This window comes from Neobacillus paridis, assembly GCF_016765675.1.
In the GTDB taxonomy this organism is placed as follows: domain Bacteria; phylum Bacillota; class Bacilli; order Bacillales; family Cytobacillaceae; genus Neobacillus; species Neobacillus paridis.
In genome coordinates, this window is record NZ_JAESWB010000131.1 from 26,824 (window position 1) to 36,646 (window position 9,823).

Below are 9,823 nucleotides of genomic sequence, written 5' to 3' on the forward strand. Positions count from 1 at the left end.
TTTGGCTGGGAGTCTCTATTTTTAAAAGGGGGAGTTTTTTTGGAAAAAAATAAGGGGAGTTTAACGGCCTTAGTTAGCTGTTTTGCCAGAGGATATCATACATCGAAAAGCCAAAAGCCGATTTTTCAGGATCCAGTTGCCAATTCCCTTTTGCTTGATGAAGAAAAACAATTAATCGCCGCGAATTGGGCAAATGCCATTCATTTTTTTGATCAGGAGAGAGGTGAAACGTTGCCGACCTTTGCTGAAAAGCTGGAATGGGTGATGAATAACCAGACGATTCCACAGCTGGTTAGCCGCTCAAGATATGCAGAAGATGGCCTTATGCAAGCCATTAATCGCGGTGTCCGGCAATATGTGATATTAGGTGCTGGCTTAGACACGTTTGCCTTCCGCCAAGAAAACCTTCCTCATGATTTTACCATCTTTGAAGTAGACCATCCTGCCACACAGGCCTTTAAACGTAACCGGCTTAATGAATTGGGAATGGACATTCCGGCAAATTTGAAATTTGTTCCAGTTGATTTTACAACCGATTCATTTGTTGCGGAACTTAAGAAGGCCGGCTATGATGAGCAAAAGCAAAGCTATTTTAGCCTTCTCGGCGTTGTGATGTACCTGGGAAAAAGGGACTTTCTCAGGCTCCTATCGGCCGTATCCAATCTTGCGGTAGCCGGAAGCTCCTTTGTATTTGATTACCTGGATCATAGTGCTTTTGATGAAAAAACTGCTGCCAGGAAAATGACCCAGATGCGGCAAATCACCGCCAGTACTGGTGAACCAATTATTACAAGCTTTGACTCGTTTGAGCTCGACCAAGAATTGCAGGATTGCGGTATGTTGGTGTATGAAAATCTCGCTCCAGCCAATATCGAAGAAATGTATTTTTCCGACCGACAAGACGACTTGCATGCCTTCGATCACTTTCATTTTGCCCATTTAGCGGTGCACAAATAATCAGTCGAAACATCGTTCAGACTTTCTGAGCGATGTTTTTTACATATTCGGCTAAGCACAATGGTGTCGAGGCACCAGCGAAATTATTAAGTCATTATAAAAAATCCAAACTTTATAAATTTCTCAATTATAATGGAGTGGAAAGGAAGAGGAAGGAAAGATGGAGAAATCAGAGAATCTGTTGTTAGTTGAAGACGATAAAGAAATAGCGCGTATTGTTTGCGATCATTTGCGAAAGGAAGGGTATCGTGTAACCTGGGCTTCTACGGGCAAGGAGGGCTGGGAGGATTTTAAGCTGGACACTTACGACCTTGTCTTGGTTGACTTAATGCTTCCGGAAATGGATGGATTCACACTTTGCAAAACAATCCGGCTGGAAAGTGATGTTCCCTTGCTAATCGTTAGTGCCCGAGCCGAAGACGAAAGCAAAATTCGTGGCCTGGACTTGGGGGCTGATGACTATTTGACCAAACCGTTTAGCCTTGAGGAGCTTAGCGCCCGCATTAACTCTCATTTACGAAGGTTTCGCCGCTATTTACATAAACAACATGGAAAAAATCGCATCCGTTATTCAAACGGCTTAACGATTGATTTTACAAACGAAATGGTGTACTTAAATGAATCTTTAGTGCAGCTGACGGCGAAAGAACTGGATTTGTTATTTCTTCTTGCCAAAAATCCGTTCCACATTTTTACGAAAGCCGAGCTTTACGAACATATTTGGCAGCAGCAGAACATGGATGGCAACAATACTGTTACGGTTCACATTAAAAGCCTGCGGGCAAAATTACATGATGAAACCCGTTCGGCAAAATTCATCCAGACTGTTTGGGGGGCAGGCTACCGTTTTATAGGAGAGCAGCTTTCATGAAAATTAAATATTGGCTCATGATCAGTTATTTTGTTGTGATGCTTTTACCGGTGGCTGGTCTTTATTTTCTCTATGTCAGCATCAGCAGCCTGGATCAGAAACAGGATTTTCTCGAATATATCGATATTTCCAAAAGGCTGTCTGAGCTGGAACCCAGGCTTGAAAAACCAAGTTTATATGCTGTACAGCCAATCGAAAACTATTCGTCAGTAGAAAAGTTGGCAAACAAGTCTACGAAAATATCATTGTACCGGCCGGATGGTGTCATGGTCTACACCTCCTTAAGCGACCCGGCTTCCCGCTTGTATCAAGAAAATACTGAGCAACTGTATAAAAACTTGAATGAAATCGAGAAGCATTACCGGACTTATACGGTTAAGAAACCTGTCTTGCATGACGGGCAGATCATCGGTATTTATGAAGTGACCTTTGGCCGTAAAGAATGGGTCGAGGGGGTTAACAATCGTTATCTTTTATTGGGAACTCTGTTTGGCGCTTTCTTTCTGTTAATTTATTTTGTTGTTGTCGTCCTCCTCAACCGCAAATTAAACCGGCCGTTGCAGCACTTAAGGATGGAGATGACGGCATTTGCACAAGGCCAAGCTTGTCAAAAACCATACAGGGAATCAAAGGATGAAATCGGCGAGTTAGTAAGTCATTTTCGAAAAATGAAGCAGCAGATTGAACAGACCCAACAGGAATTGGCGAAGCAGTATAAAGAAAAGGAGTACATTGTCGCCGCACTTTCCCATGATTTAAAAACCCCGTTAACGGTTATCCGCGCTTATTCTGAGGCCTTGCAGAATGAAAACACGTTAACCGATCAGGAAAAGCGGGAATACAAGGAAATTTTATTTGAAAAGCTCGAATACATGAAGCAAATGTTGGATGATTTATCAATGTACACGTCTTTGCAATCGTCGCAGCAAGAGATCGAATTGGTCGAGGTCGATGGCGAGGAATTTTTCGAGATGCTGCTTTCCGGTTACGAAGAACCATGCTGCAAAAAAAGAATTCCCCTGACGGTTCAACAATCAGTAGAAGGGCTTTATGAAGTGGATCCCAAGCAAATGGTACGCATCGTCGATAATATTATGGGGAATGCCATTCGCCACACCGAATCCGACCACCATATATGGCTTGCGGCAGTCTCAAGTTCGACACCGCTGCCAGAATGGGTCTTCCCGCCTTTTAGTACACAAGTAAACCAATGGCGTGAGGACGGAACAGTGATTCTGATCCAAAACCAAGGAAAAGCAATCGCTACTGAGCAACAGGAAAGTGTGTTTGAACCATTTGTACAGGCAGAGGGAGCGAGAGGACTTGGCGGCAGTTCCGGACTTGGCCTGAGCATCGCCAAAATGTTGATAGAAAAACACGAAGGAAAAATTAAACTCTGGTCAGCGAGCGGATACGGAACACTGGTCGCTTGCTGGATCAAAGAAAGAGGGCATGAGAGTTGAAAACAAAAAGTATAATGATAAGTTTACTGTTAGTTTTAGGCATATTATCAGGATGTAAGGGGGAATTAACCGTGTCAGCAGAGGAAATTGTGTCAAAGGTTTTAGCTGAAAAAGGCGATAGTAACTCCTACTACGCGGAAGGAACCATGAAGGTGACCTCAAGCGGTAAAACAAAAGAACATATCTATTTTAAAGAGTATGCCGGAAGCGATGGCAAGAGAAAGATGGTCTCTACCAATCTTCCGAAAAAAAACCATCAAGCTTATGCGGTCAATGATGGAAAACAGCTGATTACTTATGAAACGGGAAGCAAGAAAGCCTATAGCATGGATTTATCGGATCAAGAACTACCGACGATGACGCATAAAGAACAAATGACAACCATGCTGGAAGCGATGAAGGACACCCATACGAAAAAAATCGTCGGTGAGGAAAAAATCCACGGATTTAACACCTATCACATTAAGTTAACCGCAAAGGAAAAGGAAAATCTTCTGGGTGATATGGAATTATGGATTGATCAAAAAACATGGTTTATGGTGAAATTAACGTCTCAGGTCGGAGACGAAAAAACAGAAATGGAGTACAAGAAGATTGACTTTTCACCGAAGTTCACCGCCGATACGTTTAAACTGAAACTACCGGAAAATGTAAAAATCACCCCGATGGAGTCGGAAATCGGTAGCAAAACTGGTTCAATTTCCGACGCCGAAAAAGCGTTGGGAAAACCGTTTTTGATTTTTAAAGATTTAACAGTGGATAAAGTCGAAATCGATGAACTCAAAGGCGAAGTGAATCGCACGGAGATTACCGTGAACTACATGAAGCAAAATATCCCTGTCCTTACCGTCTCGATTTTTCCAACACCGGAAGGAAAGGGTATGGCGATTAAGAAAGGAAAATGGACCGTTCGCGGACAGAATGCGGAATATGAAAAGGTCATTAATGGGCTGATGTGGGATGAAGCAGGGCTGCGCTATTCGCTGATGATCCTGAATCCTGATTTAAAAATGGAGAAAGTGATTGAAATGACGAAACAAATGAAGCTTAGCTCAGAAAAGTAGGTGGAACGATGCTGCCAAGTATACAGGAAATTCTGCTCTTCCTATTTATTGGTGCGATTATCCAGGTCGTGGGACTGATAGCGGAAAAATTTCTTAAAAAGTTTGCCTATATCGTTGAGATTATTGCCGCAGTCCTGACCATTGGCTATACCTTTTATCAATATTCATTTCCCGAGTGCTTCATTTACATCGGCTTTCTTTCCAGCGGCTACTTTGCCATAACAACGTTAGCAGCAGGAAAGGAAAAATTTGATCAGCTGCAAGCGGAATTAAAGACTGTTGCGGTGGAAAAAATTGAGCTTCAACGGGGTTACATGCGGATTGTGGCTGACTTTCTTGTCGTCGTACTCGTATTTTCCGGGGCTGTGTTATTTTTTGTGTACGGCCCTGAAAGCCCCTTAAAGTTTTTAATTATCTTTGGACTAGTGAGCGTAGCAACTGAATTATGCAAGCGATTTTTCGCCTATAAGAGTGCCAACGTCTATTATTCTCGTTCTGACGAAATATTGTATATTGTATCACGGTTCGAAGCACGCAAATTCCCGCTCTCGGACGTGGAACAACTGCGGTTGGAATCAACAGTTGACCTGTTAAGGCTGCATCCATTACTAACGCTGTTTACCTCTAACACTGATTTCACCACCAGCTTTCATCAAGTGCTAAGGCTGTCATTACCAGGAGAAACGATTTATCTGACTGTTACCGAGCCGGAAAAATGGAAGGAAACATTTGAAGCCATGCGGCCATCGGCAGCGGAGCCGATCAAGGTTCTCCCGTTTTACCATAAAAAGAATCTCAAGCGTCTCCTTGGAAAGCTATATTTTGCCGCGACGGTAAAAGGGGTATCAGCTTATACGGGCCTACTTTTGGTCTTATATTATTTGAATGTCCCCGGATGGTTACTTGTTTCAATCGGACTGTTATATTGGCTGATTAATCTTTATTTTTCCGATCAAATCTTAATGGTGGCCATGGATGCGAAGGAAACGACGGATCAGCGTTTAATTGAAATCTCGCAGCGGATTTTTGAAAAAGCAGGAATCCCGAACGTGAGGGTATATGAAGCAGAATCGAGTGAATTCAATGGCCTGGCAACCGGTATGAATATCGGGAAGTCAATGGTGACCTTGACAACCGCAACGCTAAAGCTTCCGCTCGAAGTGATTGAAGGAATTTTGGCCCATGAAGCGATTCATGTGAAAAAACGCGATGTGTTATGGGGCCAGGTGTGGCGGTTCGGCTTTCTTCTGGCTGTCATCTCATTTGTTCTGTTTGTCATGGGCAATATTGACAATATCGAGGAATACAAGTTTCCGTTCTTCTTCATGATGTGGTTTTTGATGTTGCTTTTTCCCATCTATCAATCCTTTTGCTCACAGTGGATGGAGGTCCGCGCCGATCATTTAGGCGCCGCTCTGCTTGAAGGCGGACATGATCAAATGGCTGACAGCTTAGTGACATTGGCCAGATATCAGGATGAAGCACTGGTCAAATCAGTGGAATATAGCATGGTTGTCAAAGAGGATTCGAAAAAGGATATCTCTTCTTTAAAGCGAAATCCATTATTTCTCAGATTGATAGAATTTCAGTTCATGCCCCATCCTCCGATGTACTGGCGGGTGCAAACACTGCAGGAAAATCATGACGGCTGGGGAAAAGCCATGCTGCGCCGCTGGTTTGTTGACAGACTTCGGGAATCGGTAACCCGTTAAGGATTTGTGCCTATTGGAGTCACTATCCCAAAAAGAATCAATCCCCTTGGTTTATTGGAAACTAAATGACAAACAATGTGTCAGAATATTATAATAAAATGTGAAACTACTAAAATAAACCAAGGGGGAAATTAATTGAGTACAGATGTTGTGGTAAGACATAAGCGGCTTCCGCAAAAAAAGTTTAAGAAAATCACCCTTATTTCCTTGGGGGTGATTCTGGCATTGTTCATCATAGCCGTGATTTCCGCTTATATTTTTGTCAGAAGAAGTCTCCCGGTCACGGAAGGGGAAGTGGCTTTAAAAGGGTTGCAGCAAAAGCTCTCCGTCTATCGGGATGAAAATGGTGTGCCGCATATCGAAGCCAAAACTCTACATGATTTATATATGGCACAGGGGTATGTCACCGCCCAGGACCGAATGTTCCAAATGGATTTAAGTAGGAGACAGGCATCGGGACAGTTAAGCGAAGTAATCGGTGAGGCAACTGTTAATCAAGACAAATTTTTCCGAACGTTGGGCTTGCGCCGGGCAGCAGAAGCTTCTTATAATGCCTATTCAGCTGAAGCCAAAAATGTACTGCAATGGTATGCAGACGGCGTTAATGCCTATATAAAAGATGCGAAGGAGAGCGGCAAGCTTCCGATTGAATTTACCTTTGCGGGATATGAGCCAAAGGAATGGACCCCAATTGATTCATTAACAATCGGAAAATATATGGCATTTGATTTGGGCGGCCACTGGGAAGGACAAGCATTCCGCTATTATTTGGCACAAAACTTCTCCGAGGAAAAGGCCTTGGATCTATTTCCATCCTATCCAAAGGATGGTCCAACCGTCATACAGGCTTTAAAACAGCAAAAGCTTGATATGGTAAAAAGCTTGGCATCAGCGGTGATCCCGAATGAATGGAATGGCAGTAACAACTGGGTCGTTTCCGGAAAGAAGACGAAATCGGGATTTCCTTATTTGGCGGATGATCCCCATTTAGGCTTGGCAACGCCGGCAATCTGGTATGAGTCCCACTTGAAGGCCGCGGATATGAACGTTAGCGGGGTGATTTTTGCCGGTGTACCAGGAATTATTTTAGGAAGAAATGACTACATCGCCTGGGGCGTCACCAATGTCGGCCCTGATGTGCAAGATTTATATATTGAAAAAAGAAACGCCGAGAACCCGATAGAATTTAAATATAACGGCAAATGGGAACAGGCAAAGGTCATTCAGGAACCAATCAAGGTCAAAGGGAAAAAGACCTTAGCCTATGAGGTGGTGGTCACAAGACATGGCCCGATTATTTCAGAATTTGCCCATGATGACAAACCGGATACAGCGCTGGCAATGAGATGGACGGCATTGGATCCATCGGCAGAATTAGAGGCCGTGATGAAGTTTAATGTCGCAAAAAACTGGGACGAATTTAAAGAGGCGCTAACCTATTTCCATACCCCGGCGCAAAATTTTGTTTTTGCCTCCACTGACGGTACGATTGCGTATCGTGCAAACGGGCTAATTCCGATTCGTAAAAAGGGCGACAGTTCTGTTCCAGTCCCCGGCTGGACAGACGAATATGAGTGGAAGGGGTATATCCCCTGGGATCAGTTGCCGACTGTGGTGAACCCGGAAGAAGGATTCATTTCAACTGCCAATAATAAAGTTGTCGGGGAAGATTATCCATATCATCTTACGAATACATGGGCTCAGCCTTATCGGCAGGAGCGGATCAGACAAGTGTTAACAAGCAAGGCTCAGTTTTCGGTTGATGATATGCTGGCACTGCAATTTGACCAGCATAACCTCCAGGCAGAAGAGTTCATGCCAATTTTTATTAAGAATTTAGATGGGCAAAAAGACCAGTGGCGGCCGATTGATAAAAAGGTGTACGAAATCATGAAGGATTGGAACTATGTCGATTCCAAAGAAGAAGCTGCCCCGCTTGTATTTCATTTATGGATGCAGGAAATTGGTAATGTCTTATTTGACGAAGATATTCCGGAGGAGATGCAGGGATTATTTGAGGGCAGGGCGCAAATTGTCGATCAATTAATTCGCCGAGCGAACGAAGGTACCCCTGGACCTTGGATGCGGGATGCCGGCGGATTGGAAAAAGTTGTGTTAACGGCCTTTCAGCGGGCGGTTGATCGTTCCAGTGACATGCAGGGGAACACCCCTTCCGACTGGAAATGGGGTGAATTCCATGCTGTCCCATTTAATCATCCATTATCAGCGATCAAACCTTTAAATCTATTATTTAATTTTAAAGACCCCATTCCGATGGGCGGAAGCCGGGTGACCGTCGGTGCTGCCGGATGGGATTCGAAGACCGGTGCGGTAAATCATGGTGCTGCCTGGCGCTCGGTCGTTGATCTGAAGGATTTAAGTAAAAGCTTTAATGTCGTCGGCCCGGGCCAATCCGGGCATGTCTTAAGCAAGTGGTACCATGATCAAATGGCCGACTGGACAACCGGAAAATATCATTTGACCTATACAGATCCCAGCAAGTATCGGGCCGATTCAGACAAGCTAATCCTGGCACCGAAAAAATAAGGGACTGTGTCGGAAACCGGAAGTAAACAGAGCTACCTTAAAAAGTCAGGGGAAAACAGCTTACCTTTGAATTTTTGAACATAAGGAATGCCAACCCTGCTGCTTGGCATTCCTAAAAAAGGGGCACCCAATAGGCTGGATTTCGGCTTATTGGAGCCCTTTCTATTTTCATTGGATAACGGTGTAACGCTCTTTTTAGGTGGCTTACATGGAACTTGAACAACAAATTTGAATTATTTGCTCGGTTGGTTTCTAACTAATTACCCATGGACATACTGTGTACTAAGTATGTTTTATTGGGGTGATGGAGATGGAGAAATTAGCCGACTTGTGTTGGCAAGGGCTAACCTTACAGCATGTCTCACATAAAAAAATTGTTGTTCCTTATTTAATATTTGTTTTGATGGCATTGTTGTTTGAACTATTCTTGTTGGTCTTATTTATTGGTACGGTCTATTGGAGTTACCTCTTTGGGGTTAAGCCCAGCTATGACTTTTTTATAAGCGGCGGGGTTTTAGGCCTAATGATCGTGATGACAGTAAGTGTATTGGTGGGAGTTTTGAAAAAAATTTTGAAATCACCCAAGATGGATGAAAGACAAAACACTTCCGAAACCGAGGCCAAATGACCTTCATAAGGTGAATGAAGGACAAAACCACCACGAAACGGATGTCAAGTGTCCTTCATAAGGCGGATGAAGGACAAAGGCATCACGAAACCGAGGCTAAATGTCCTTCACAAGGCGGATGAAGGACAAAGGCATCACGAAACCGAGGCTAAATGTCCTTCATAAGGTGGATGAAGGACAAAACCACCACGAAACCGAGGCCAAATGTCCTTCATAAAGTGAATGAAGGACAAAACCATCACGAAACCGAGGCCAAGTGTCCTTCATAAGGCGGATGAAGGACAAAGGCATCACGAAACCGAGGCCAAATGACCTTCATAAGGCGGATGAAGGACAAAGGCATCACGAAACCGAGGCCAAATGACCTTCATAAAGTGAATGAAGGACAAAGGCATCACGAAACCGAGGCCAAGTGTCCTTCATAAAGTGAATGAAGGACAAAATCACCACGAAACGATTAAGTCCGTATAATTGTGTAAAAATAATGAGTCATTTTATTCACTTTTGGCAACACTGTTTTCAACCACGATAAACAATGAAAAGAGGAATAAAAATGACTCAAGTACAGTTTAACCTGAATA

Annotated in this window: 7 protein-coding genes; all 7 read left to right on the forward strand. The window is 43.6% G+C overall.

Features of this window, described 5'->3' with window-relative positions; translation table 11 throughout:
- Window positions 1-39: 39 nt before the first annotated feature.
- The 7 genes from JK635_RS07250 (at window position 40) to JK635_RS07280 (ending at window position 9,242) form a co-directional block, all read left to right on the forward strand.
- Window positions 40-957, forward strand: coding sequence for a class I SAM-dependent methyltransferase (locus JK635_RS07250; RefSeq protein WP_202653285.1), 918 nt, complete (start codon window positions 40-42; stop codon window positions 955-957).
- Between the two features lie 160 nt (window positions 958-1,117).
- Window positions 1,118-1,828: a response regulator transcription factor gene (locus JK635_RS07255; RefSeq protein ID WP_202653286.1), complete on the forward strand. Its 711-nt coding sequence runs from the start codon at window positions 1,118-1,120 to the stop codon at window positions 1,826-1,828.
- Complete coding sequence (locus tag JK635_RS07260; RefSeq protein WP_202653287.1) at window positions 1,825-3,291, forward strand: HAMP domain-containing sensor histidine kinase; 1,467 nt, start codon at window positions 1,825-1,827, stop codon at window positions 3,289-3,291. Before JK635_RS07255 ends, JK635_RS07260 begins: the two co-directional genes overlap by 4 nt.
- Window positions 3,292-3,362: 71 nt before the next feature.
- Window positions 3,363-4,355, forward strand: coding sequence for a LolA family protein (locus JK635_RS07265; protein ID WP_202653288.1), 993 nt, complete (start codon window positions 3,363-3,365; stop codon window positions 4,353-4,355).
- Between the two features lie 8 nt (window positions 4,356-4,363).
- On the forward strand, window positions 4,364-6,067 hold the full coding sequence (locus JK635_RS07270; RefSeq protein WP_202653289.1) for a M56 family metallopeptidase: 1,704 nt from the start codon (window positions 4,364-4,366) through the stop codon (window positions 6,065-6,067).
- A gap of 135 nt (window positions 6,068-6,202) precedes the next feature.
- Window positions 6,203-8,614: a penicillin acylase family protein gene (locus JK635_RS07275; RefSeq protein ID WP_202653290.1), complete on the forward strand. Its 2,412-nt coding sequence runs from the start codon at window positions 6,203-6,205 to the stop codon at window positions 8,612-8,614.
- A 310-nt stretch (window positions 8,615-8,924) separates the two neighbouring features.
- Window positions 8,925-9,242, forward strand: a complete 318-nt coding sequence (locus JK635_RS07280; protein ID WP_202653291.1) for a hypothetical protein — start codon at window positions 8,925-8,927, stop codon at window positions 9,240-9,242.
- The last annotated feature ends 581 nt before the right edge of the window (window positions 9,243-9,823 follow it).

What these genes read in the sequence shown, in the direction of transcription:
- JK635_RS07255 (WP_202653286.1), top strand. Translation starts at nt 1,118, where the DNA reads ATGGAGAAATCAGAGAATCTGTTGTTAGTTGAAGACGATAAAGAAATA.
- JK635_RS07270 (WP_202653289.1), top strand. Translation starts at nt 4,364, where the DNA reads ATGCTGCCAAGTATACAGGAAATTCTGCTCTTCCTATTTATTGGTGCG.
- JK635_RS07260 (WP_202653287.1), top strand. Translation starts at nt 1,825, where the DNA reads ATGAAAATTAAATATTGGCTCATGATCAGTTATTTTGTTGTGATGCTT.
- JK635_RS07280 (WP_202653291.1), top strand. Translation starts at nt 8,925, where the DNA reads ATGGAGAAATTAGCCGACTTGTGTTGGCAAGGGCTAACCTTACAGCAT.